The following is a 23867-nucleotide window of genomic DNA, read 5'->3' as shown; positions in this document are numbered from 1 at the left end:
TGAAATTTAAATTATAATATTTAGTTTTGCATTTATAACTAATTACGTGATTTTATGAAAAAAAATTTACTTTATTTAATATGTTTGGTGTCTTTTGTTGGTTTTTCACAATCAAACAACCAAATAATTCAAAATTACTTAAAAAATCCCGCCTCTCGAACAACTTTGTCTAATGCAGATTTTAATGACTGGGCCATTCAAAGTGAAGGAGGTACTACAACTTCTGGAATAGAGAATTGTTATGTGGTGCAGCGTTACAACGGAATTGAAATATTTCGTGCTGTTTCTAATTTTTCAATTAAAGACAAGCAAGTGATCGATGTTAAAAGTAGGATTGTTGAAAATGTAGCCAGAAAAGTTAATGCTACATCGCCTAAACTACAAGTTTCTGATGCACTAGACAAAGCTTATTTTCAATTGGGAATATTGGCTAAAGATAAAATCAACATTTTAGAAAGAACTTCTGTAAATAAGTATACTTTAAGCAATGGTATTGGGGTGTCAGAACCTGTTACAGCAAACTTAGTATACCATCAGGATAAAGTTGGAAACTTAAAGTTAGCTTGGGATTTTAATATTCATACAAGTACCCATGATCATTTATGGAGCGTTAGGATAGATGCATTAAATGGTAAATTATTAGAAAAAAATAATTTGGTTATTTCTTGTAATTTTCATAAAGAGTTAGTTTCTAAAACTGAATATAATACTATTTTGTCCAAAACGGAAAAATTACCATTGCAATTATATTCTCCTACGATACCTTCATTTTCAGGTGGTTCTTACAGGGTGATACCCTATAATATTGAAAGTCCAAGTCATGGAGCATTTCAATTGATTACAAATCCTGCGAACAACATTGCCTCGCCATTTGGATGGCATGACACTGATGGGGCAGTTGGTCCTGAATATACCATTACAAGGGGAAATAATGTTTGGGCCAAAGATGATGTTTCCGCTACAAATCAAGATACAGGTCTAAGTCCTGATGGAGGACCGTCTTTATTTTTTGATTTTCCATATGCTGGAACGAATATTAACGCTAATATTTACATTGATGCAGCTACCACTAATTTGTTTTACATGAATAACATCATGCATGACGTATGGTACCAATATGGATTTAATGAACCAAGTGGTAATTTTCAAGAAAGTAATTATGATCGTGGAGGCTCAGCAAGTGATTATGTAAATGCTGAGGCTCAGGACGGTTCATTGGCAACACCAATGAGTTTAAATAATGCAAATTTTTCTACTCCTGTTGATGGCACTAGACCTAGGATGCAAATGTTTTTATGGAATAGAGGTCCAGTTATAAAACCATTAATAGTAACTTCTCCTGAAAGTATTGCTGGAAGTTACATAGCAACTCAAAATTCTTTTAACCCTGGACGGGTTGCATTACCTGTTTTCCCTGAATTTTTGCAATCGGATTTAGTGTTATATTTAGATAACTCTGGTGGTACATCTCAAGCTTGTTCAGCCCCTTTAAATAGAAGTGCATTAAATGGAAAAATTGTAGTAGTTAAACGTGGAAATTGTAATTTTGCAGTAAAGGTCAAAGCAGCGCAAAATGCTGGCGCTATTGCTGTAATTGTTATCAATAATGATGATGCTGAAATTTCAATGTCAGGTGCAGATGATTCCATAACAATTCCGGCCATCAGTATAAGTAGTTCAAATGGGGATATATTATTGGCTGAGATGAGTACAGGAACAGTAAATGTAAAAATTCAATCCCAATCTGAGCCATTTGTAAATTCAGATGGTGATTTTGATAACGGCATTATTGCACACGAATATGGGCATGGTATTTCTACTCGATTGGCAGGAGGTAGAAATAATTCAAGTTGCCTTCAAAATAAAGATCAAATGGGCGAGGGTTGGTCTGACTGGTTTGCTTTAATGATGCAATTAAAGCCCGGGGATGTTGGTGCAGCTAATAGAGGGATTGGTACTTTTGTTTCTTCTCAACCCAATAATGGAGTGGGTATTAGAAGTTACCCTTATTCTACTGATAAAGATACCAACCCTATGACTTATACATCTACTAATTTCTTTCAGTCTGTAGATGCAAATGGAATTGAGCAAACTTCTGTTCATGGTGTAGGTTCAGTATGGGCTACAATGTTATGGGATTTAACGTGGGCTTACATCGCTAAATATGGCTATGATGACAATAAGTATTCTGGTACTGGAGGAAATAATAAGTTGATGCGTATCGTTTTAGATGGTATAAAGTTGCAACCTTGTAGTCCAACATTTGTAGATGCAAGAGATGCAATAATTGCTGCTGACCAAGCTCTGACAGGAGGTAAAGATTTTTGCATGATCTGGGAGGTATTTGCTGCCAGAGGATTAGGAGCTAATGCATCAGGAGGAGATAGAAATATTGGAAATGACCAAAGAGAAGATTTTACAGTTCCACCGGCGGGTGCTAATTGTACATTAAGTACATTAGATATTGAGGATGAAAATGTTATGCGAGTTTATCCTAATCCTTCTACCGGAAATGTCACAGTAAGAATCAATAATTATAATGGACAAGTTGATGTAAAGGTGGTCGATATCAATGGTAGATTAGTTTATACAGCTGATAAAGTTACTTTTAGTAATGAAAAATCATTCGATTTAACTCAATTAAGCGCCGGTATATATATGATTGATATTACTGGAGAAGGGTTAAAGTATGTTGAGAAAATAATAATAAATTAAAAGTAATTACTTGAATAAGAAGAAGTCCTGATAAAGATATCTTTATCAGGACTTTTTATTTAAAATGCATACTCAATTCCTACTCCAATAGCTTGTCTCAATTGTATTTTTGGTCCTTCGGTTACTTGATTGCCATCTATTTCTCTTTTTGATTTGATATCGTCGTCATAAATAACGTGAGCGCCAATATTTGCCTTTACATATTGATTTACTACGAGCTGTACTTGCAAGTCACATTCTACATCAATATTTCCAAAACGGTTGATATAATCAGAGTATAAGGTCAATCTGTTTTCTAAATTAACGTTCTTATAAATCTCTTTTTTATATTTATTGGTGACCAGAAAACCAAGTTCCATTTTATAGGTTTCACCTTCGGTAAGTAAGTTTCCATCTGCGTCATAGGTAGCTTTTACAACCCCAAAAGCACCTTGATTTGCTAGACGTTGGTCTAAGACTAGAGTAGTTTTAAAGGTAAACGGTGAAATGTACAGGTTTTTCTTTTTGTCAGGATCAATGTATTCAGCTCCTATTCCCATAAAGATATAGGCTGGAGCAAATGGTTTTGATATTGCTATTTCGGTATTAGGGTATGCAAATCCATTGGTAAACTGTGTATTAAAGTTGAATTTTGCTGAATGAAACCAGTTAGAAAGAGTGTCTTTTCTATAACCAAATGTGGAGTTTAATTGAATAGCATCCTCGGTTTTTCGTACTTCAATACCATCTTGTTTGTTTAAACCGTATCTAAATATTAATTCATTAGACCAATTGTAGTTATCTCGAGCATAATTTCGAAGAAATTTTCCTTTCAATAAACCGGATATAGAACTTGTTCCTCCAGCAGACCAGTTTACAAAGGCTACCTCTGAAATATCAAAACCTAAACTGTTTTTATTTGTCCAATATGAAAAAGGTAACAAATGTGTTTTGGTTCTTATACGTAAAGGAATTCGGGTCAACTTGTGTGTTTTAGTCAAAGTATTTACAGTCTGTAAAGCATTCACATAATTATTTTGAATGGTATCTTGTGCAAATCCACATAGTGGGATAGTAAGTATAAATAGGATTAAGTAAACTCTTGATTTCATGTAGAACATTGATAAAAATTAGTAACTCAAAAAAACTTTTTCTAGACTAGAAACGTCAATTTTGCAATATTGTTGTAACTCGTTTACAGTTCCGTGTTCTATAAATTCATCTGGAATTCCTAGAACAGTAATTTGTGATTGGTATTTATAAGAGACTGCAAACTCTGTGATGGCACTACCAAATCCTCCTTTTACGGTACCGTCCTCAAGGGTAATGATAGAGTCAAATTGACTGAAAATTTGGTGTAAACTTTTTTCGTCTAATGGTTTTACAAAAGGAAAATCATAGTGGGCAATAGTAGTGGTTTTTTTTATTTTGGCTAGAGCCAAAGTAACATTATTTCCAATAGTACCATTCGATAAAACAGCCACTTTTGAACCGGCTATAAGACAGCTGCTGGCACCAATGGCTATAGCATTATAATGACCCAGATATTTTTCTTTCCAGTTGTTTATTATACCCCGACCTCTAGGATACCGAATAGCAATCGGGTTTGCAAGTCCTAATTGCGCGGTATATAAAATATTTTGAAGTTCAATTTCGTTCCTCGGAGCATAAACAATTAGATTAGGAATGCAACGCAGGTACGCTATATCAAAAACACCGTGATGTGTAGCTCCATCTTCGCCAACCAATCCAGCTCTGTCCAGGCAAAAAATTACCGGAAGATTTTGCAAAGCCACATCATGAATGATTTGGTCATAAGCTCTTTGTAAAAATGTCGAGTAAATGTTGCAATAAACGATCATGCCTTGTGTTGCCATTCCGGCGGCTAAAGTCACAGCGTGTTGCTCTGCAATACCAACGTCAAAAGCACGTTCTGGAAACGCATCCATCATAAATTTCAACGAACTACCGGAGGGCATTGCAGGTGTTATTCCTATTATCTTTTCATTTTTTCGAGCCAAGTCTAAAACGGTCAAGCCAAAAACATCTTGGTATTTTGGAGGTAAATTATCTTCTTGTTTTGTTATGATTTCGCCCGTTGCGGCATCAAATTTTCCCGGAGCGTGGTACTTTACTTGATCCTCTTCGGCTTGTTGCAGGCCTTTTCCTTTGGTGGTAATTAAATGTAAAAATTTAGGACCTTTTATTTTTTGTAAACGCTTTAATTCTTTGATCACCGCAAAAACATCATGACCATCAATAGGCCCCGAATAATCAAAATTCAAGGACTTAATCATGTTGTTTTGCCTTGGATTTTTCCCTTCTTTGACCGCAGTGAGGTATTGTTTCAAAGCACCTACGCTTGGGTCAATCCCAATAGCGTTATCATTGAGAATTACGAGTAAATTAGCATCAGTAACTCCAGCGTGATTCAATCCTTCAAAAGCCATACCTGAGGCAATAGAAGCATCCCCAATAATAGCTATGTGTTGTTTGTTGAAATCGCCTTTCAAATTAGATACTATTGCCATTCCGAGTGCCGCCGAAATAGAAGTGGAAGAATGGCCTACGCCAAAGGTGTCGTAATTGCTTTCGCTTCTTTTTGGGAAACCAGAAATTCCTCCGAGTTGACGATTAGTATGAAAATTTTCTCTTCGGCCGGTCAGTATTTTATGGCCATAGGCTTGATGGCCCACATCCCAAATCAATAAATCATTTGGGGTGTCAAAAACATAATGCAAGGCAATTGTCAATTCAATAACACCAAGGCTTGCACCAAGATGACCTTCTTTTACGGCCACAATATCGATTATAAAATCACGTAATTCTTGTGCAACTTGAGGAAGTTGCGCTTCGTCAAGCAAGCGTAAATCGGTTGGGTTATTAATGTTTGAAAGTAAACTGTTTTTCATTGTTTTATAAAAAGCGAATTTACGATTTTGTTTTCTATTTTTGTGTTTAACTTAATTATTCCCCTTTTGGGGTTAGGGATCATATGATAAACCCATTCACCGACGAATATTTCATGAAAAAAGCTTTGCAGGAAGCAGAAATGGCTTTTGAAAAAGGCGAAATTCCTGTTGGTGCGCTAATTGTCATTGATAACAAAGTCATTGCTCGAAGTCATAATTTAACCGAATTACTTCATGATGTGACAGCTCATGCCGAAATGCAATCCATCACTGCTGCTGCAAATTATCTAGGTGGAAAATATTTAACTGGTTGCACGCTTTATGTAACACTCGAGCCTTGCCAGATGTGCGCTGGCGCTTTGTATTGGAGCCAAATTTCTAAAATTGTTTTTGGAGCTCGTGATGAACAACGCGGTTTTATCACTCTTGGAACAAAATTGCATCCTAAAACTTCTGTAGTGCAAGGAATCATGGCCAATGAAGCCGCTGATTTGATGAAACGATTTTTTGCTGAGAGAAGGAAGTAGACTATTCAAGATGTTCTTTAGCCCAGATAGCAGTGGAAATCCTTATGTGCCGGTGTTCGGCATATAAGATTGTAACGAATAGCTGGATTAGCTCCTAAAAAAGACCTTTAAAAAATAATTTCCTCTCAAAGAATTTTCTTCTTAAAATAATAAATTAATTATTCTACATTTACTACAATATTACGGTAACTATCTAGTTATTGTGTTACTTGTGAGATGTGCAATAATTTAATTTATAACCCATTAACTCTAGCAAAAAGTGAAAACAAAAGGATTAATTTACGTGTTATGTGTGTTTTTTTTGTTTCAAGCCTGTGGTAGAAAATCTGCCGCCGATTTTAATTCAGATTTCTCCTTATTCAAAGAGTTTATCGTCAGTTTTACGGGAGGAATTGTCTCTTCAGAATCGGATATTAGGGTAGTTTTGGCTTTTGATAAAAAAGAATGGAAAGTCAATGAGGTTTTAGATAACGATTTGTTCACCATTTCTCCAAGTGTAGACGGTAAAGTAATTGCGCTTTCAACCAATACGATTGCTTTTATTCCTGAAAAAAAGCTGGAATCAGGTATGGAATATCAAGTGACTTTGCATTTGGATCAACTGAATCCAAAGGTTGCTGAAAAAGATAAAACATTATCCAATTTTAACTTTACGGTAAAAACGATTAAGCAAGATTTTGTGGTCAATACGCTGGATTTGCAGTCCTACAGCCCAGAATACCAATACTTGAATGCGGTACTCAAAACAGCTGATAATATGGATTTGGAAACCGCTAAAAAATTGATTGAAGCGGAGCATAACGGAAGCGATTTGAAAATTGTTTTCGAAAAAACCACTGCAGTTGGAAAAGAATTCAAGTTCAGAATTGACAGCATTCAACGATTGGAATCTAAAAGTAATTTGGAGATAAAATACGACGGAAGTGATTTTGATATCGATCAAAAAGGGACTATCGATTTCCCGATCACGGCATTGAAAGAGTTTAAAGTAGTTAAGACAGAAATTCAAGAAGGAGATAATCAAACCTTGTCTATTAATTTTTCGGAACCCTTAGAAAAAGGACAAGATTTTAAAGGATTAGTCGCTATTCAAAATACCAATAATTTAAAATTTTCTGCACAAGGAAATGTATTGAAAGTTTATTTTAGTAATGAAGTACCCGTTCAACAACCAGTTGAAGTGGCTCCAGAGCCAGTGGAAGCGGTTGAATCAGTTGTAAATATTGATACTTCGGCTGTGGCTGTTGATAGTGCAGTGGTTGAAGAACCGGAAGAAGTTGCTTTTGTTGAGCCTGAACCAGTTGTGGATTTGCAAAAGCTTACCGGAGAACTCTTGTTAGAAGTTTTTCAGGGAATAGAAAGCGAATACGGTAGAAAGTTAAATGAAAATTACACCGAGAAAATATCCTTTGATGAAATAAAGCCAAGCGTTCGGTTTATCAAAAACGGAACAATTCTGCCAAGTTCTAATAACTTAAAACTCAATTTTGAAGCGGTAAACCTAAGTGCTGTTGATGTAAAAGTGTATAAGATTTACAAAAACAACATCATGCAATTTTTGCAATACAACGAGCTCAATGGCAGCCAAAACCTGAAAAGAGTGGCGCAGCCTATTGCCAAATCAACTCTGAATTTAAAAGAAAATACATTACTAAATCTAAGTAAGTGGAACACTTTTGCTCTCGATTTATCTAAAATTATTACTCCTGAACCAGGTGCGATTTATAGGGTAGAGTTTGTTTACAAGAAAAAATATTCTTTGTACAAATGCGAAACTGCTGATGAGGATACAACCGAAGAGGAAGAAGAGGTTGATGAGAATGATGTTAATTACAGCGGAAACTCTTATGATGATTATTACTACGATGATTACGAATGGAGAGAAAGTCAGGATCCTTGCTCGAGTTCTTATTTTTATAATGCCAAAATAGCAACTAATATTCTGGCTACTGATTTGGGTGTAATTGCAAAAAGAGGCGAAAACAAATCGTATTTGTTTGCCGTAAATAATATTGTCACCACGGAGCCAGTTACAAATGCAAGAGTAGATTTGTATACTTTTCAGCAGCAAAAAATAACTACAGGAACCACCAATAGCGATGGAATTGCGACTTTTCAGTTGGATAAATTTGCCTATTTTGCTATTGTAACGCAAGGCACGGAGTCTACTTATGTTAAATTAGACGACGGGAATTCATTGTCAGTGAGTAATTTTAATGTGTCTGGTGAGACTTTGCAAAAAGGACTTAAAGGATTCATTTATGGGGAACGAGGCGTTTGGCGTCCTGGAGATAATTTGTATCTGTCTTTTATTTTGAATAATGCTTCGAATAAAATTCCACTAGGACACCCTATCAAATTTAGACTAGCCGATCCAAATGGGAAAGTTACGTATCAAACGGTTCAAAAATCGAATGAATGGAATCATTATGCATTTACAGTTCCAACAGCAAATGATGCTCCTACAGGAAATTGGGAAGCAATGGTTAGCGTGGGTGGTGCGAAGTTTTATAAAAGTATCAAAATTGAAACGATTAAACCCAATCGTTTGAAAATCAAAAACACGTTCAAACGAGCTATACTTTCTTCGGCTTATCCAAACACTAGCAACCTGGAAGTGGCATGGCTTCATGGCGCTGTGGCCAAAAATTTGAATGTGGAAATGCAAGCCAAATTTTCGCAACAAATAACGACTTTCAAGAATTATGACAAGTATATTTTTGATGATTTGGTTCGAAAATTCAGCACCGAAGAAGTTACCGTTTTCTCAGGTAAATTAGATGCTAGTGGAAAAGCGAATGCTACGATTGACCCGAAAATACAAGGAGAAGCACCTGGAATGTTGAAAGCGTCGTTTATTACCAAAGTGTATGAAGAAGGCGGTGATTTTAGCACCGATGTTATAGCTACGACCTACTCGCCGTACCCTACTTATGTGGGGATTAAGTCACCTGAGCCTAACAAATACGGAATGCTAGAAACTCGAACCATGAACCAATTTGATGTGGTTACGGTCGATGAAAACGGAAGACCAAAGTCGGTTAAAAACCTGGAAGTAAAAGTTTACAAGGTAGAATGGCGCTGGTGGTGGGATGCATCTAGCGATAATTTATCGAATTATAACGCTGATAATGCAACGACTTCATACAAAACTTTTATAATCAACACCGATGCTAGCGGAAAAGGGAATGTCCGTTTTGCCTTGAGTGATGAAGAGTGGGGACGTTATATGATTCGGGTTTCTGATGCTGTTGGCGGACACGCAACGGCTTTGACGGTAAATATCGATTGGCCAACATGGTCTGGAAAAACTAGAAATACAGATGCTGCTACGGCGAATATGTTAGTGTTTTCTACGGATAAGGAGAAGTATGCAGTGGGTGAAAATGCTCAAATTTCGTTTCCATCTAGTGCAGGAGGACGAGCTTTTATCTCTATTGAAAATGGTTCAAAAGTAGTGCAGACTCTTTGGGCGAAGACCCAAAAAGGAGAAACCAAAGTTACTATTCCCATTACGGCTGCTATGGCTCCAAATGTGTATTTTAATATTACGCTTTTGCAACCACATGCTTCAACCAAAAATGATTCGCCAATCCGAATGTATGGAATTGTGCCCATTGAAGTGGTTGATAAAAACACCATTCTTGCTCCCAAATTAGTAATGCCTGATGTCTTGCGTCCGGAGCAATCATTCGCTATAAAAGTGAGCGAACAATCTGGAAAAGCAATGACCTACACCATTGCTATTGTTGATGAAGGATTATTGGATTTAACTCGTTTCAAAGCGCCAAATGCTTGGGATAGTTTCTATGTTCGTGAAGCTTTGGGTGTAAAAACATGGGATATTTATGATGATGTGATTGGAGCGTACGGCGGAAAAGTAAATCAGATTTTCAGTATTGGTGGTGACCAAGATCTGGGTGGTGGAAAAGCCAAAAAAGCCAATCGTTTCAAACCGGTTGTAATTTATATGGGACCTTTTAAATTAGAAAAAGGACAAACCAAAACCCATCAGGTAAAATTACCGAAGTACATTGGCTCCGTAAAAACAATGATCGTGGCTGGCGATGCAACTTCAAGTGCGTACGGAAGTGCCGAAAAAGCGACTCCGGTTCGCAGTCCTTTGATGGTTTTGGCTTCGTTGCCAAGAAAAATCTCTCCATCCGAGAAAGTGACAATTCCGGTGACTGTTTTTGCCATGGAAAAAAACATCAAAAATGTTACCGTTCAGATTAAAACGAACAACGGATTAAAAGTTATAGGCAGCGCCACTCAAAAATTGTCATTTGCTCAGCCTGACGAAAAAATGGCCTATTTCAATTTGGCCGTAGGTTCTGTCACCGGAATTGGGAAAGTGCAGATCGTCGCAACTTCGGGTAAGGAAAAATCAGTGTATGATGTAGAGATCGATATGACCAATCCGAATCCAGTGACCAATACATTTACTGATGTGATTTTGGAACCGAATAGTACTAAAACTATTTCGTGGAAAACATTTGGTGTTTCGGGAAGTAATAAGGCAAAACTGGAGGTTTCCTCAATGCCAACGATCAATTTAAACGGGCGATTACAATATCTGATTCAATATCCTCACGGTTGTGTCGAGCAAACGACTTCGTCAGTTTTTCCACAATTGTATTTAAATGATATTGTCGATTTGGATGCTACGCGTCAGCAATTAATTCAAAAAAATGTGACCGCTGGAATTACTCGTTTGGGAGGTTTTCAATTATCGAATGGGGGAATGGCATACTGGCAAGGAGGAACCGTCGCCGATGATTGGGGTACTTCGTATGCGGGACATTTTATGATTGAAGCAGAGAAAAAAGGGTATTTCTTGCCGATCAATTTCAAATCAAAATGGATTTCGTATCAACAAAAAGAAGCCAAACAATGGCGATTTATGCCGAGTTATGGAAATGATTTGGCACAATCGTATCGTTTATACACATTAGCGTTGGCAGGAGCTCCCGATTTGTCTTCGATGAACAGATTGCGTGAAACCAAAGGAATTTCGAACGAAAGTAAATTGCGTTTGGCTTCGGCGTATGTATTGGCAGGGCAAAAATCGGCAGGTTTATCGTTGTTGCTGAATACTTCAATTGATGACAATTCCAACTATAATTATTACTATTATGGTTCTGCTGATAGGAATCGTGCCATGGCTCTAGAAACTTTGTTATTGCTTGGGCAAAAGCAAAAAGCATTTGCAATGGCAACAAAATTAGCCAAAGACATGTCTAGCGACCAATGGATGAGTACGCAAACTACGGCGTATGGTTTGTATGCAATGGCAAAGTTTTCTGTGAGTAATGGTCCAAAAGGAATCGATGTCCAGTTCAGTAAAGACGGAAAAGCACAATCAATAAAAACAACAAAAACCATCGCAGACCGAAGTTTAGTAGTTAAAACGGGTTCGAATAGTGTGACTCTAAAAAACAATAGAAAGAATAGATTGTACGTTCGTGTGTTGAATACTGGAATTCTTCCAATTGGACAAGAAAAAGCGATTCAGAGTAATGTTTCGGCTTCAATTGTTTTCAAAAACCGAAAAGGAGGCGTTATCGATGTGTCTAAAATCAATCAAGGAACTGAGTTTGTTGCTGAGGTTACGGTTAAAAACCTAAAAAATGAACGTGTAGAAAATGTGGCGTTGTCACAAATTTTGCCTTCTGGTTTCGAGATTGTAAACACTCGTTTCACTGATTATGGAGACGCCACCAATAACGTAGCTGATTATATTGATATTCGCGATGATAGAACTAATTTCTATTTTGGATTGAAAGCTGGAGAAGTAAAAACGTTCAGAATATTGCTGAATGCCTCTTATTTAGGAACGTATTATTTGCCTGGATTGCAATGCGAAGCAATGTATGACAATACGTTTTTGGCAAGAACGAAAGGGTTTTGGGTACAAGTGGTGAAATAGTACTCAATAGCATTCAATGGCACGCAGATGACACGGATGCAACGGATTTTAAACAGATAGGAATAAGTTTTATGGCACATGTAAATCTGCGTAAATCTGCAAAATCTGCGTGAAAGTGCGGCACGAAGATTTTGCAGATTCACGCAGATAAAACAGTAACTATATGATGTTTTTAAAATCAGTAAAATACTTTGCCATTCTTACGGTTAAATAAAAATCACTTTGAAAAACAAACTCATAGCGTTCCTACAACGCATCATAAATTGGATAAAAAGAAATAAAATTAAATCATCAATAGCCTTTTTGCTGTTGGTGGTTTATTATTTTTCGTTGCCACGAACTTTGTTTCAAGAACCTTATTCTACGGTGATTGAAAGTAAAGAAGGCGAATTGCTTGGCGCCAAAATTGCTCTCGATGGACAATGGCGATTTCCTGCACAAGACAGCGTTCCTGATAAATTCAAGAAGTGTATCGTTTATTTTGAAGACGAATATTTCTATAAACACCCTGGTTTCAATCCTGTGGCGATGGTCAATGCTGTTCAGCAAAACAGGAAGGCAGGCAAAGTCGTTCGTGGAGGAAGTACGCTGACTCAACAAGTTATTCGCTTGTCCAGAAACGGAAAAGGGCGGACTTATTTTGAGAAAATAATCGAACTCATTCTCGCCACCCGATTAGAATTGGGCTATTCTAAAAACGAAATATTAGAATTGTATGCGGCTCACGCCCCTTTTGGCGGAAATGTGGTGGGTCTCGAAATGGCTTCTTGGCGGTATTTTGGCGTGCAATCCCATCAATTGTCGTGGGCCGAGAGTGCAACATTGGCCGTTTTACCCAATGCGCCTAGTTTGATTTATCCCGGGAAAAACCAAATCAAATTATTGAGTAAACGCAACCGACTTTTGTTGAAATTAAAGCAAGAAGGAGTCATTGATAAACAGACTTACGAGCTTTCAATAGACGAACCTTTGCCTCAAAAACCGTATGATTTGCCACAAATTGCACCTCATTTATTGCAAAGAGTAGCTAAGAATCAAGATGGAACTCGGGTGAAAACCACAGTAGAAATTGGGTTGCAGAACAGAGTTAATCAAATTGCAAAGTATTATTACAATCAATACAAGCAAAATGAAGTTCATAATTTGGCTATTTTGGTTATCGATGTGTCCAATAGAAAAGTGATGAGTTATGTGGGCAACTCGCCTACGGATGGCAATCATCAAAAAGATGTTGATATTATTGATGCGCCAAGAAGTACAGGAAGTATTCTGAAACCGTTTTTATACGCCGGTATGCTCGATGATGGTGAGTTACTGCCGAATACGCTAGTAGCTGATATCCCAACGCAGATTGCGGGCTATACGCCTCAGAATTTCAACCTCACATTTGATGGAGCCGTCCCTGCCCATCGTGCATTAGCGCGATCCTTGAACATTCCTTCTGTATTGATGTTACAGGATTTTGGAGTGAATAAATTTTACGAAGAATTACAGCGATTCAAGTTACGGGATATTTCAAAACCGCCTGATCATTACGGCTTGTCACTTATTTTGGGTGGTGCCGAAAGCAATTTATGGGATTTGTGCCGAACGTACGCCGGTTTATCTTCTACTTTGAATTATTTCAATAAAAATCAAGGAAACTACAGATCAAATGAATTTGCAGAACTGAATTACGATGATGATTTTCAAGTTAATTTTGGTGATGAAACCAAGCAAAAGAACATCTTGGGTGCAGGATCAATTTGGCTGACGTATAACGCAATGGAACAAGTCAATCGGCCCGAAGGTGACGAGGCTTGGAAATTTTATGACAGTTCACTCAAGATTGCTTGGAAAACGGGAACAAGTTTCGGGAATCGTGATGCCTGGGCGATAGGTACTAACGCGAAGTATGTGGTTGGTATTTGGGTAGGTAATGCAACAGGCGAGGGTAGACCAACCTTGACGGGAGTTACTAGCGCAGCACCGATTTTATTTGATGTTTTTAATTTATTGCCTAGACAACGATGGTTTGATATACCAATTAAGGATTTAGAAGAAGTTGAGGTGTGTAGTTTGAGTGGTTATTTGGCTAAGGATGGTTGTACCAAAATAAAACAACTGGTTTCGAAGAAAGGAAAAAACACTTCGATTTGTCCGTATCATAAAACGGTGCATCTGGATAAATCATTGCAATTTCAAGTGAACAGCAGTTGTGAAAACATAGAAAATATAGTGACCAAAAACTGGTTCATTTTGCCACCTGTGATGGCTTGGTATTACAAAAGTCAGCATATTGAATACTTGCCTTTGCCACCTTTTAGGAGTGATTGTATGGGAACACAAACGGCTACAATGGATTTTATTTATCCGAAAACGAATAGCAAAATCTATCTTACCAAGAATTTTAATAGCGAAGTTCAGCCTGTGATTTTAAAAGTAGCGCATTCGCAAAGAGATAGTAAACTTTTTTGGTATGTTGACCAAGTGTTTAAAGGCAGTACGAAAACCTTTCATGAAATGCCAATCTCGGCAACAACAGGGTTTCATTACATCACTGTGGTAGATGAATTTGGAAACGAAATTAGGAGGAAGATTGAGATTGTAAGAGAGTAGCTTTTAAATTCTGAATGTCATTTTATTAGAAAATTTTCTTTTGAAATTGATTTCCCTAGCCCAGATAGTAGTGAAAATCCTTATGTGCCAATCCCGAAACTTCGGGACGGCATATAAGATTGTAACGAATAGCTGGAAAAAGCTCCTAAAAAAAGAGCAAAAAAAAACTCCCCAATTTCTTGAGGAGTTTGTTTTATTCTATGACAGCATTTTCTTTTTTGTCATAAAAGTGATATTCTAGGTACGTGTAAGCATCACGAGGTATAATTTTCACCCATTTTTTGTGTTCAAGAAACCATCTTGAACGCAATGATGGAAAACCTTTGGTAAGGTATGCGGCCACAAACGGATGAACATTAAGAACAACTTGATTGTGGTTTTTTAATACTCTTTCTAGATCAAAAGATATTTTATCAATGATTTGAATTGGCGCTTCAATTTCGCCTTCTACATTGTTTGGATCTTCTTCTCTGGTCTTAATATTAACTTCTGGTCTTACTCTTTGACGTGTAATTTGAACTAATCCAAATTTGCTAGGAGGTAAGATTTTGTGCTTGGCTTTATCATCGCTCATTTCTTCTTTCAAGAAATCGAACAAGACTTTGCGATTTTCAGGATTAGACATATCGATAAAATCAACTACGATGATACCGCCCATATCTCGGAGACGCAATTGTCTAGCGATTTCGGCAGCAGCAATCATATTGACTTCCATAGCAGTATCTTCTTGGTTGGTGGCTTTGTTAGAACGGTTTCCGCTGTTTACGTCAATAACGTGCAACGCTTCGGTGTGTTCTATAATAAGGTAAGCCCCTTTACTCATGGAAACTGTTTTCCCAAATGAAGTCTTGATTTGTCGCTCTATGTTGTATTTCTCAAAAATAGGTGTGTCTTTTGATTGATAGAACTTTACAATTGATTGTTTGGATGGTGCAATTTCTTGCAAGTAATCCTTTGTTTGGTTGTACAACTCTTCATCATCTATTTGAATACCGCTAAAGGTATCGTTAAAAACGTCTCTTAGTATAGAGGAAGCTCTGTTGAGCTCGCCTAATACTTTTGAGGGATGATGAGCAGTTGGTAATTTTTTACACATTGCAGTCCATCTGCTAAGCAGGTTCTGCAAATCTTTTTCTAACTCGGCTGTATTTTTGCCTTCGGCTACTGTGCGAACAATAACACCAAATCCTTTTGGTTTGATGGATTGTACTAATCGTTTCAAGCGTTCTTTTTCTTTTTTGTCTTCTATTTTTTGTGAAATAGAAACGCGGTCAGAAAACGGAACCAAAACTATAAATCTTCCGGCAAGAGAAAGCTCAGCGCTTATTCTTGGTCCTTTTGTAGATATAGGTTCTTTGACGACTTGTACTAAAACAGATTGATTGGCATTCAAAACATCAGTAATGGTGCCATCTTTGTCTATTTCTTTTTCAAACTGAAAGTTTTTTAGGGAGAAATCTTTTATTTTACCTGCGCTTACAAGTTTTATGAATTTCAGTTGGGAAGATAAATTGGGACCTAAGTCATGATAGTGTAAAAAGGCATCTTTTTCAAAGCCTACGTTTACAAAAGCAGCGTTAAGTCCGGCAACTGGTTTCCTGATTTTAGCAATAAAAATATCACCTACTTGGAAATTGCTTTTTTCTTCTTCTTTGTGTAATTCAATTAGTTTTCCATCTTTTAATAAGGCAAAATCTACAGCTTCAGAACTAGATCTAATGATTAATTCTTTATTCATTTGTAAATTTTTATCCCAACAAAAAGCTTTTAGCTTTTAGCTTTTGGCTTTTAGCTTAATAAGTTGGCTAAAGGCTGACGGCTAACTGCTGACGGCTAAAGTAAGGATGGATTAAACAATATTTTAACAGGTATTGTACCCGGAGAAAAGAAGATTAGTCGAGAATAGATTAAAGAACATAGGCTTTTTGAGTCTATATTCTTTTTTCCATACTCTTTCATCTTTTTTCAATTTCAATGAACGTTTAAAAAGAAAAAAGTAGTTTAAAACTACTTTTTCTTCTTGTGACGGTTAGCTCTCGCTCTTTTTTTACGTTTGTGCGTTGCTACCTTATGTCTCTTTCTTTTTTTACCACTTGGCATGTCTTGTCGATTTTATGATTAATATTATTATTTTGCTTCGTTATTTGTTTTCACTCCTTCTACAAAAACTTTTGCAGGTTTGAATGCAGGAATGTTATGTGCAGGAATCTTAATAGTTGTATTTTTTGAGATATTTCTACCTGTTTTCTCAGCTCTAGTCTTCACTATAAAACTTCCAAAACCTCTTAAATATACATTGTCGCCAGTTTCTAATGAATTTTTAACTTCATTCATAAAGGTCTCTACAGTTGCTTGTACATCTCCTTTTTCAAGACCTAATTTTTCTGAAATTTTTGCTACGATATCTGCTTTCGTCATTTTCTTTCCTATTTATAATGTTGTACTATTTTTTTGAGTTTGCAAATATAGGAATTTAAAAAACAATAATTCAAGCTAATTCATTAAATTTTAATTACATAAACTTTTACTTTTGCTAACAAATAATTAAAACATGATTTTTTTATAAAACACTGATAGATTGGTATTTACAAAACAAACGTGATTTGCCATGGCGTCATACTACAAATCCATACGAGATTTGGCTCTCAGAAATCATGTTGCAACAAACACGTGTAGCTCAAGGAATGCCCTATTTTTTTGCTTTTACTACAGCATTTCCCACTGTTTTTGATTTGGCCGCTGCAAGTGAGGAACAAGTCTTAAAATTGTGGCAAGGATTAGGATATTATTCTAGAGCACGTAATTTGCACAAAACTGCCCAATACATAGCTACTGAACTGTCTGGTGTGTTTCCAGAAAATTATAATGAGCTTTTAAAGCTAAAAGGAGTAGGCACGTATACGGCGGCTGCAATTGCATCATTTGCCTATAACGAAGCGGTTCCTGTAGTTGATGGTAATGTTTTTCGGGTTTTGGCTCGTTATTTTGATGTGGAAACAGATATTGCGCAGGCTGCAGCCAAAAATGAATTTGCTGCCCTGGCTTTTGAACTGATGCCAAAAGATACACCCGCGCTTTTTAATCAAGCCATAATGGAGTTTGGTGCCTTGCAATGCGTGCCTAAAAGTCCTGATTGTGGTGTTTGTGTTTTTAACGATAGCTGCGCCGCTTTACAAAAAAAGAAAGTCGATCAATTGCCTGTAAAATCCAAAAAACTAAAAGTACGAAATCGCTACTTTAATTATTTAGTTTTTGAAGATGCTAACAGTAATGCTTTAGTTCAAAAACGTATTGATAAAGGAATTTGGCACAACCTATATGAGTTTCCAGTTTTAGAAACGGATAAAGAGGAAGGTTTTGATTGTGTGAATGAATATGTTCAAGAAGTATATGGCAAAGAGGAATCAAAACCTATTATATATGAGTACAACACAAAGAGTGTGTTACACAAATTATCCCACCAGCATTTATATATTAGGTTTTGGAAGGTTCAAGTAGAAGAAACTTTAGAAAACGCAATAGATATTAAAACTTTGCGAAATTTTCCGTTCCCAATTGTTATTCATAATTTTATTGAAACTAGTATGAAAGTTGACTAAAACGGGATTAATTTTTAATTTTTTGATTGACTATAAGGAGATTAAAAAATTAAAAATAAAGAAAAAATAAAGAAAAAACTTGCGTAATTCATTTTTTTTTTTTTTTTGATTTGTTACTAGGTATACCATTATAAATTAATCATTAACTAAAAAATTAAAAATGAAAAAATCAATTTTATTATTTGCTTTTTTATTCGTTTCTTTATTTGCAAGTGCAAATGAGATTCAATCGAAATCTATCATTGTTGAAACAACTAGAGATACAAAATCAAAAGAGATGTCTTTAACGGAAGAGGACAAAACTGTATTTTTCGACTTAACCTATTGCGTAACTAGAAAAAGTTATTTATTTGTAGAATCGTTTATGGGAATGGACGGTCAAGTGTATGAAAGATATGAGGTTGTAACTACAACTACATGCTATACAATTAAAGACTAATAATAATTAATAGTTTAATAAAAAGCAAGTTGTATACACTTTTGTACAACTTGCTTTTAAAAATTAATTTATGAAGCTAAAATTTGTATTACTATTTATAATGAGTTCTATTGGGATTTACTCACAAACAGTACTCGTAAAATATTCTGAAAGAAGAATAGTATCTCAGGAAAGACTCTCTGCAATGACTGATTTTTTAAAAAAGCAAGCTCTTGAAACCTATTATTACACCCTTGAATATAATAATGGAATTTCCTTGTACAAAAATAACTTAGAAACTAAAAATGTAGATATAAAAGAGACAGTAGTTATAGAAAACACAACAGGTAGAGAAGAAACATCATATAAAATTGGAAACAAGTTAATCGAAAAATGGTATTACAAAGATTTCATTAAAAATGAGTTGTTATTCCAAATATACAATGGTAAAGATTTTTACGGTAATGACAAACTACAAGAGTGGAATTGGCAAATTACCAATGAAACTAGAGAAATAAATGGATTTAAATGTAAAAAGGCTACATCTAATTCCTTTGGTTATGATTTTACAGCCTGGTTTACCGAGGACATTGCAGTAAACGCTGGCCCTGATAAATTTGATGGACTCCCGGGTCTGATATTGTATTTAGGTACACCTTACTATGAATATGTAGCTACCACGGTAAAAATTGATAAAAATCCAATAGTTATTAAAAATCCAGTTCTACCTAATGAAACGGTTACTATGGCACAAGTTGAAAGTTATGTAAGAGATAAAATAAGTAAACTAAAACCAAGTTCTACAACTACTGTAAATGGCAGTACAACCACTACTAAATCGTCTATTATTATCAAATAGGTCAACCTATATATGAGATTTATCTTTTTTTTATTTACACTTTCGTTTTTTCATTCTCATGGCCAAAATCTTATAAAAGGAACCGTAAAAGATTCATTACAAAATCCAGTTTCACTTGTTAATGTTAGGCTCTATAATAAGAAAGATAATTCGCTTATCGTCTTTAAGCAGTCTAATACTGTAGGGCAGTTTGAACTTACTTGTCCTGATATCCAAGAGAAAAATTTTATTCTTAAAGCTAGTTGCGTCGGGTTTGTTCCCTACTTCGTTGAATTAAACTTCGATATCACAACATCACCTTTAATACATAATATTACACTTAAAAATGAAATTATAGTTATGAAAGAAGTGGTAATAAAAGCAGACTTTGCAGACGTTACCGAGAAAAACGACACTATTTCTTATAATCTAAAAAAACTTTTAAACGGATCTGAACAAAAATTAAAAGATGTTTTAAAAAAACTTCCAGGCATCAGTATTGATGACAACGGCAAAATAAAATTTAGAGGAAGAAAAATTGATGATTTATTAATTGAAGGGGATGAACTTTATGGAGACCAGCATCAGTTAGCGACTGATAACATTAAATCTGAAATGATTGAAAAAATTGAACTTCTAAAAGACTTCAAGAATCTAGCAGCTATAGAAGGTTTTAATAATCAAAATAGAACCGCACTTAATATTAGGATAAAAGAGTCGTATAAAAATACTTTTAAGGGTGATATTGATCTTGAATACGGCTTTAAAAAACGGTACAGAGGACATAATAATCTTTATAATTTTGCGAGTAAAGCTAAACTCAATCTTATTTCTGAGATTAATAATACCAATACGGTAGCATTTACAGTGAACGATTATCTAGAGCTTAAAAGAGGAATAAGTGATGAAATTATTGCCGAGACCAACTCAAATTCTATGACGGTAGACGAAAACGTTCCTACATTTTTATTCGCTTCTGATGATGTAAATACAAAAGATATTAAATTTTATTCTTTCAATTTTAGTGATAAATTGTCAAAGAAAAGTAAAGTTTCGGGTTTTTCTATACTAAATAACATAAAGCAAACTGAATTTTTACGATCGAAGCAAATTTTTTTTTCAGAAGAAGAAATTGTAATTGATAAAAATTCGAATTTGGAAGGTGGATTATTATTCAATAGCAATAAGATTCAATTTGAATCAAAACCAAATGCTAAAAATTATTTCAATTACATACTATCTTTAAATCATAATAGAGAAAATCAAAACGGGAATATTAAAAATAGGTTCTCAGGCTTTCAAACCAACTTTGATGAAGATAAAGTGAACTCTGGTTTTAATCTAGGGCAATTATTTACACATAAAATAAAACTGAATAAGAACTATCTCTTTGAATATTCATTATTTACTAATCTCACTACTTTCAAAAAAAATCTAAACCTACAATCAAATGAAGCTTTTTTAAACCTTAACTTTAATAACAGCTATAGTATAGTACAAACATCTAGTGGTAACACTAACTCTCTTGGTGTATCATCAAAACTTACCATACTGAATTCTCTTGGGACATTTGTCTTTAATGCTGGATCTTCTGCAAACAGCGAATCTTTTAATAATACACTTGGTGAAATTAACAGTGCCTATGACTCTAGGATAAGTTTTGTGAAAAATAGTAATTATACTAGCGTAAATTTCAGTAAAAAAAAGACCCATAATTTTAATTACTCTTTGGGTTTTAGACTTGAACAAGTCATGTTTGAGTACGATTTTAAAAAAGATACAAATCTAAATTTCCTACCCAGCGCAGCTATCTCATATGAATTTTCAAAAAAAGCGAACTTAAGTTTAAGTTACAAAAGAGATTTTTCAAATGTTACTATTGATAAAATTATCCCAGAAATGTATATTGAAGATTATAGAACCATCACAAGAAGAGGAAATCTCTTTTATAATGCCTATTTGCCTAAAAACACCTTAAGTTTAAATGGTGCTTATAACGATTATCAACAAAATTTCACTTCCTTTTTTGGGCTTGTTTACACCAATAAATTACAGGAAGTTGGATTTAATACTTCAAATACAAATTTGGTTAGTTCTAAACAATTTGATATGATTTATTTGGATGATTCTTCATATTTATTTTTTATAATTGAAAAAAAAATAAAAAGTATTCCGTGGTCAACTAGATTTGAAATGTTGCAATCGTACTCAAAAAGAGAGTCTTATATCGATGATATTAGTACAGATTTTAAAACTACTCAAAACAAAGCTGACTTAGAGTTTGTTTCTTATTTTAAATCTAATGATTTTAATATTAATTTTGGATTAGTATACACTATCAACAACTCAGTAAATACTTCTAGTAATAATAAAAATAGTTTAAGTACAACTACAACTTATTTACAAATAAATGGTTTAATTTTTAATGATAAATTTAATTGGAAATTAACGGCAAAGCACATTCAATTCTCTTCAAGTAGCTCCCTACAAAAAAATATTTTTGAGTGCAATCCTAGTTTGCAATATCAATTAAAAAACTGGAATTTCACCCTAAAAGGTATTAATGTTCTAAATATCAGAGAAAATAATGTGCGTTTAAGAGTTAATAATCAAAATTCTTTTTTTGAAGAGACCCTGTTTAGTTCCCTTTCAGGTTTTGTAAACTGTGGTGTTTCTTTTTCGTTTTAGTACATTTCCGTTCCCAATTGTTATTCATAATTTTATTGAAAAAGAATTGTTTTAAACCGTTTCCAAAAAAAATGTACCTTTGATAAATACCACAAATCACAATGAACGGAACATTAAATAAGGTCATGCTTATAGGCTATCTTGGTGATGCCATCAAGATGCACTACTTTGAGGGAGGCAATTGCATAGGCAGGTTTCAGCTGGCTACTAATGAAGTCTACATCAATAAAACTACCAATGAAAAAATAACTTCTACAGAATGGCACAATCTTGTAGTGCGCAACAAAGCCGCTGAACTTTGTGAAAAATACCTTTCTAAGGGAGACAAAATATATGTTGAAGGCAGAATTAAATCACGACAATGGCAGGCAGAAGACGGAAGTACAAAGCAAACCATGGAAATTCAAGTGACTGAATTCACTTTTCTTACTACAAAAAAAGAAAGTGAAAACAATAAATCTACAGCTGCGGGTGATGATTCAAAAAACACTAATTTTGAACCCGAAAATAAGTCGCTACCTATTAATGATTTGCCTTTTTGAGAAAATAAAATAGGAGAGTTTCTTTTAAATAAAATTCGATAATGATTTTAAAAAAAATAAAAATAAGCATCACTTTAATACTATTGGTTATAGTTTTATTCAGTTGTAAAGAGGAGTTATTACCAAAACCAGCAGGCTTTTTACGATTGGATTACCCAGAGGCTACTTATGTGAATTTTGCTAATGAATGTCCTTTTGGGTTTGAGATGAACTCGGAAGCAATCATTAAAAAAGAAAAAAACTGTGGTTTTACCATTACGTATCCTAAAATGAAAGCGACCATTTTTTTGACCTATAATCCTGTTCGCAACAACATAAACGCGTTATTGCGAGATGCGCAAACACTAACTTTTAAACACGTTATAAAAGCAGATGATATCTTGGAGCAGCCGTACTTGAATCCAGACAAAAAAGTGTATGGTATGTTTTATCAAGTGGATGGGAATGCTGCTACAAATTCACAATTTTATGTAACAGACAGTACGAGACATTTTGTAACGGGATCCGTATATTTTTATGCAAAGCCCAATTTTGATTCAATTATGCCTGCAGCCAGTTATATAAAAAATGATATGCAGCGCCTCATGGAAACTTTAAAATGGAAATAACAGATAGGTTATACTGATAATATCAAAAAAGCGTAACCTCTATCAACAAAAAAAAATCCTCTTTATGAGGATTTTTTCGTTTTGATATTCAATGTTTAAGATTTCATATCTTTTACCTTGTACGTTTTACCATCAGCGGCTGCCTCAACCACTTTGGTTAGTTTTTCAGGTGACTGAATGGTTTTGTCAAAAGTTACTTTGGCTTGTTTTGTTTCAAAGTTTACGGTGGCTTCTTGAACGCCTTCAAGTTGTGTTAAGTCTTCTTGAATGGTTTTGGCGCAACCTATAGCACAGGTCATTCCTTCTACTGCAAAGTTTGCCGTTTGTAAATTTGCTGCAGCAATTTTCTTTGGTTTTGCGTTTGGATCTTTTTTGCCTTCAGCATCAGCAGCAATTTCAGTTCCTGGTTGTTTGTTTTCTGCGTCTTTACATCCTACAAAAAGGGTGCAAGCAAACACTAATGCAAGTATTGATTTATTGAAATTCATGGTGTTATTATTAAAAGTTTATTTTC

The 23867-nt window shown here is 35.0% G+C and carries 15 protein-coding genes; 10 read left to right on the top strand and 5 right to left on the bottom strand.

Annotation, left to right across the window (positions count from 1 at the left end):
* The first annotated feature begins 54 nt into the window (after positions 1-54).
* Positions 55-2715, top strand: a complete 2661-nt coding sequence (locus tag LQ189_RS13485; protein ID WP_230157853.1) for a T9SS-dependent M36 family metallopeptidase — start codon at positions 55-57, stop codon at positions 2713-2715.
* Positions 2716-2774: 59 nt separating this feature from the next.
* Here LQ189_RS13485 and LQ189_RS13480 read toward each other — a convergent pair whose 3' ends face one another.
* On the bottom strand, positions 2775-3806 hold the full coding sequence (locus LQ189_RS13480) for a DUF3078 domain-containing protein (protein ID WP_230157851.1): 1032 nt from the start codon (positions 3804-3806) through the stop codon (positions 2775-2777).
* Between the two features lie 18 nt (positions 3807-3824).
* Positions 3825-5606, bottom strand: a complete 1782-nt coding sequence (locus tag LQ189_RS13475; RefSeq protein WP_230157848.1) for a 1-deoxy-D-xylulose-5-phosphate synthase — start codon at positions 5604-5606, stop codon at positions 3825-3827.
* An 83-nt stretch (positions 5607-5689) separates the two neighbouring features.
* On the opposite strand from LQ189_RS13475, the gene LQ189_RS13470 reads away from it, so the two are divergent.
* From LQ189_RS13470 to pbpC, 3 genes are all read left to right on the top strand, one after another.
* Positions 5690-6133, top strand: a complete 444-nt coding sequence (locus LQ189_RS13470; RefSeq protein ID WP_086452883.1) for a nucleoside deaminase — start codon at positions 5690-5692, stop codon at positions 6131-6133.
* Between the two features lie 259 nt (positions 6134-6392).
* Positions 6393-12062, top strand: a complete 5670-nt coding sequence (locus LQ189_RS13465; RefSeq protein ID WP_230157847.1) for an alpha-2-macroglobulin — start codon at positions 6393-6395, stop codon at positions 12060-12062.
* A 222-nt stretch (positions 12063-12284) separates the two neighbouring features.
* A complete protein-coding gene (pbpC, locus tag LQ189_RS13460) occupies positions 12285-14660 on the top strand; it encodes a penicillin-binding protein 1C (protein WP_230157845.1) in 2376 nt (791 codons plus the stop codon).
* Positions 14661-14853: 193 nt separating this feature from the next.
* Here pbpC and LQ189_RS13455 read toward each other — a convergent pair whose 3' ends face one another.
* On the bottom strand, positions 14854-16398 hold the full coding sequence (locus tag LQ189_RS13455) for a ribonuclease E/G (RefSeq protein WP_230157843.1): 1545 nt from the start codon (positions 16396-16398) through the stop codon (positions 14854-14856).
* A 389-nt stretch (positions 16399-16787) separates the two neighbouring features.
* Positions 16788-17078, bottom strand: coding sequence for an HU family DNA-binding protein (locus LQ189_RS13450; protein WP_066080765.1), 291 nt, complete (start codon positions 17076-17078; stop codon positions 16788-16790).
* Positions 17079-17263: 185 nt separating this feature from the next.
* On the opposite strand from LQ189_RS13450, the gene mutY reads away from it, so the two are divergent.
* From mutY to gldD, 6 genes are all read left to right on the top strand, one after another.
* Positions 17264-18259, top strand: a complete 996-nt coding sequence (gene mutY, locus LQ189_RS13445) for an A/G-specific adenine glycosylase (RefSeq protein ID WP_230157842.1) — start codon at positions 17264-17266, stop codon at positions 18257-18259.
* A gap of 160 nt (positions 18260-18419) precedes the next feature.
* The gene (locus tag LQ189_RS13440) at positions 18420-18698 is read left to right on the top strand and encodes a hypothetical protein (RefSeq protein WP_086453636.1); all 279 of its coding nucleotides are present in this window, start codon (positions 18420-18422) and stop codon (positions 18696-18698) included.
* A 70-nt stretch (positions 18699-18768) separates the two neighbouring features.
* Entirely contained in the window at positions 18769-19536 is a 768-nt protein-coding gene (locus LQ189_RS13435) for a GLPGLI family protein (RefSeq protein ID WP_230157841.1), read from the top strand.
* A 12-nt stretch (positions 19537-19548) separates the two neighbouring features.
* Positions 19549-22203, top strand: coding sequence for a hypothetical protein (locus LQ189_RS13430; protein ID WP_230157839.1), 2655 nt, complete (start codon positions 19549-19551; stop codon positions 22201-22203).
* Positions 22204-22304: 101 nt separating this feature from the next.
* Positions 22305-22745 carry a single-stranded DNA-binding protein gene (locus LQ189_RS13425; RefSeq protein ID WP_086453633.1) on the top strand — a complete coding sequence of 147 codons (441 nt, stop codon included), beginning with the start codon at positions 22305-22307 and terminating at the stop codon, positions 22743-22745.
* Between the two features lie 44 nt (positions 22746-22789).
* Positions 22790-23353, top strand: a complete 564-nt coding sequence (gene gldD / locus LQ189_RS13420) for a gliding motility lipoprotein GldD (RefSeq protein ID WP_086453638.1) — start codon at positions 22790-22792, stop codon at positions 23351-23353.
* Between the two features lie 95 nt (positions 23354-23448).
* On the opposite strand, the gene LQ189_RS13415 is transcribed toward gldD, so the two are convergent.
* Positions 23449-23841 (bottom strand): heavy-metal-associated domain-containing protein, encoded by a 393-nt coding sequence (locus LQ189_RS13415; RefSeq protein ID WP_086453632.1) that lies wholly within the window; start codon positions 23839-23841, stop codon positions 23449-23451.
* Between the last annotated feature and the right edge of the window lie 26 nt (positions 23842-23867).

Origin of the sequence: Flavobacterium sp. CECT 9288, assembly GCF_918731615.1 — a bacterium.
GTDB lineage: Bacteria > Bacteroidota > Bacteroidia > Flavobacteriales > Flavobacteriaceae > Flavobacterium.
Note: the sequence above shows the minus strand (reverse complement) of the source record. Positions and strands in the feature narration are given on the sequence as shown.

What these genes read in the sequence shown, in the direction of transcription:
- LQ189_RS13485 (WP_230157853.1), top strand. Translation starts at nt 55, where the DNA reads ATGAAAAAAAATTTACTTTATTTAATATGTTTGGTGTCTTTTGTTGGT.
- LQ189_RS13480 (WP_230157851.1), bottom strand. Translation starts at nt 3,806, where the DNA reads ATGAAATCAAGAGTTTACTTAATCCTATTTATACTTACTATCCCACTA.
- LQ189_RS13475 (WP_230157848.1), bottom strand. Translation starts at nt 5,606, where the DNA reads ATGAAAAACAGTTTACTTTCAAACATTAATAACCCAACCGATTTACGC.
- LQ189_RS13470 (WP_086452883.1), top strand. Translation starts at nt 5,690, where the DNA reads ATGATAAACCCATTCACCGACGAATATTTCATGAAAAAAGCTTTGCAG.
- LQ189_RS13455 (WP_230157843.1), bottom strand. Translation starts at nt 16,398, where the DNA reads ATGAATAAAGAATTAATCATTAGATCTAGTTCTGAAGCTGTAGATTTT.
- LQ189_RS13450 (WP_066080765.1), bottom strand. Translation starts at nt 17,078, where the DNA reads ATGACGAAAGCAGATATCGTAGCAAAAATTTCAGAAAAATTAGGTCTT.
- LQ189_RS13440 (WP_086453636.1), top strand. Translation starts at nt 18,420, where the DNA reads ATGAAAAAATCAATTTTATTATTTGCTTTTTTATTCGTTTCTTTATTT.
- LQ189_RS13435 (WP_230157841.1), top strand. Translation starts at nt 18,769, where the DNA reads ATGAAGCTAAAATTTGTATTACTATTTATAATGAGTTCTATTGGGATT.
- LQ189_RS13430 (WP_230157839.1), top strand. Translation starts at nt 19,549, where the DNA reads ATGAGATTTATCTTTTTTTTATTTACACTTTCGTTTTTTCATTCTCAT.
- LQ189_RS13425 (WP_086453633.1), top strand. Translation starts at nt 22,305, where the DNA reads ATGAACGGAACATTAAATAAGGTCATGCTTATAGGCTATCTTGGTGAT.
- LQ189_RS13415 (WP_086453632.1), bottom strand. Translation starts at nt 23,841, where the DNA reads ATGAATTTCAATAAATCAATACTTGCATTAGTGTTTGCTTGCACCCTT.